This window comes from Actinosynnema sp. (genome assembly GCF_052038725.1).
This window is the reverse complement of sequence record NZ_JBQGCX010000494.1, coordinates 1-2405: the sequence shown is the minus strand read 5'-3', so window position 1 is coordinate 2405 and position 2405 is coordinate 1. Positions and strand designations below refer to the sequence as shown.

Below are 2405 nucleotides of genomic sequence, written 5' to 3'. Positions count from 1 at the left end.
TTCTCCACCACGACCCACGCGCCGCTGCGCGCGGCCAGCTCGCGGGCGTACCCGCCGGGGTCGGCGAGGCCGTCCGGGTGGTCGACGCGCAGGCCGGTGACGTCGCCCTCGGCGACCCAGCGCAGCACCTCGCCGTGGGTGGCCTCGAACACCTCGGGGTCCTCGACGCGGACGGCCGCGAGGGTCGTGATGTCGAAGAACCGGCGGTAGTTGAGCTCGGCGTTGCCGCGCCGCCAGAACGCGAGCCGGTAGTGCTCGTGCTCCTCCTCGGACCCCTCGTCGCCCGCGAACGGCAGCAGCAGCGTGCCGTCGGACCAGTCGATGTCGAAGTAGCGGGCGTACGGGGAGCCCTGGCCCTTCTCCATGACGTCGGTCCACCAGGCGTTGACCGGGGTGGAGTCGACGGCCATGTGGTTGGGCACGATGTCGACCACGAACCCGAGGCCCGCGGCGCGCACGGCCTTGGCCAGCGACGCCCGGCCCTGCTCGCCGCCGAAGTCGGCGCGGGCGCGGGCGGGGTCGGTGACGTCGTAGCCGTGCGTGGAGCCGGGGACGGCCTCCAGCAGCGGGGACGCGTAGAGGGCTCCCGCGCCGAGGGCGCCGAGGTAGTCGAGCACGGCCTCGGCGTCGGCGAAGGTGAAGTCGGGGGTGAACTGGAGCCGGTAGGTGGAGCTGGGCGGCTGCGGGCGGGCCGCCCCGGCCGTGGTGGCCGGGGCGGTCGCGGGGGTGGCAGTCGCGCGGTCGGGCGCGGTCACTCGGCCCCCATCCGCTGGAGCACGACGACCGAGCGCGCGGTGGCGGTGACGCTGCCGCCCGCCGGGATCGTGGGCTCGTCCTGCGGGAACGCGGCGATCTCGCCGGTCGCGGTGTCGATGACCACGGCCCACTCCGGGCCGTAGCCCTCGCCGGGCAGGGTGATCTCGATGTCCTCGTGGTGGGCGTTGAAGACCACCAGGAACGAGTCGTCCTCGACCTTCATGCCGCGCTGGTCGAGGTCCGGGATGCCCTTGCCGTTGAGGAACACCGAGACGCAGCGGCCGAAGCCGTCCTCCCAGTTCTGCTCGGTCATCTCCTCGCCCGCCGGGGTGAACCACGCGATGTCGCGCAGCTCCTCGCCCTTGCGGATGGGCCTGCCCTGGAAGAAGCGCCTGCGCCGGAACACCGGGTGCTTCTTGCGGAAGTCGGTCAGGCCCGAGGTGAAGTCGAGCAGCGGCTGGTTCTTCTCCAGCAGCGTCCAGTCGACCCAGGACAGCTCGTTGTCCTGGCAGTAGGCGTTGTTGTTGCCCTGCTGGGTGCGGCCGAGCTCGTCGCCGTGCAGCAGCATCGGCACGCCCTGGGACAGCAGCAGCGTGGTGAGCAGGTTGCGCCGCTGGCGCTCGCGCAGCTCGTTGACCTCGGGGTCGTCGGTGGGGCCCTCGACGCCGCAGTTCCACGAGCGGTTGTCGTCCGCGCCGTCGCGGCCGTCCTCGCCGTTGGCCAGGTTGTGCTTGTCGGTGTACGAGACGAGGTCGGTGAGGGTGAAGCCGTCGTGCGCGGTGACGAAGTTGATCGACGCGTACGGCCTGCGCCCGTCCTCCTTGTACAGGTCGGAGGAGCCGGTGAAGCGGGAGGCGAACTCGCCGAGCGTGGCGGGCTCGCCGCGCCAGAAGTCGCGGGCGGTGTCGCGGTACTTGCCGTTCCACTCGGTCCACAGCGGCGGGAAGTTGCCGACCTGGTAGCCGCCGGGGCCGACGTCCCACGGCTCGGCGATGAGCTTGACCTGGCTGACCACCGGGTCCTGCTGCACCAGGTCGAAGAACGTCGACAGCCGGTCCACGTCGTAGAACTCGCGGGCCAGGGTGGCGGCGAGGTCGAAGCGGAAGGCGTCGACGTGCATCTCGGTGACCCAGTAGCGCAGCGAGTCCATGATCAGCTGGAGCGAGTGCGGGTGCCGGACGTTGAGGCTGTTGCCGGTGCCGGTGTAGTCCATGTAGTGCTGCGGGTCGTCGTCGACGAGGCGGTAGTAGGCCTGGTTGTCGATGCCGCGCATGGACAGGGTCGGCCCGAGGTGGTTGCCCTCGGCGGTGTGGTTGTAGACCACGTCGAGGATGACCTCGATGCCCGCCTCGTGCAGCGCCCTGACCATGCCCTTGAACTCCTGGACCTGGCCCGCGTCGTGCCCGAGCGCGGAGTAGCCGTCGTGCGGGGCGAAGAACCCGATCGTGTTGTAGCCCCAGTAGTTGCGCAGGTCCTTCTCGACCAGGCCGTGGTCGGTGACGAACTGGTGCACCGGCATCAGCTCGATGGCGTTGACGCCGAGCTTCTTCAGGTGGTCGATGACCACCGGGTGCGCCAGGCCCGCGTAGGTGCCGCGCAGCCGCTCGGGGACCTCCGGGTGCCGCATGGTCAGGCCCCGGACGTGCGCC

Annotated in this window: 2 protein-coding genes; both read right to left on the bottom strand. The window is 70.9% G+C overall.

The features are described from left to right. Positions 1-617: alpha-amylase family glycosyl hydrolase (locus ACTUAL_RS09955; protein WP_440900064.1), on the bottom strand; the 617-nt coding region annotated here is incomplete at its 3' end. Between the two features lie 134 nt (positions 618-751). Then, on the bottom strand, positions 752-2405 hold a 1654-nt coding region (gene glgX / locus ACTUAL_RS09950), incomplete at its 5' end, for a glycogen debranching protein GlgX (protein ID WP_440900063.1).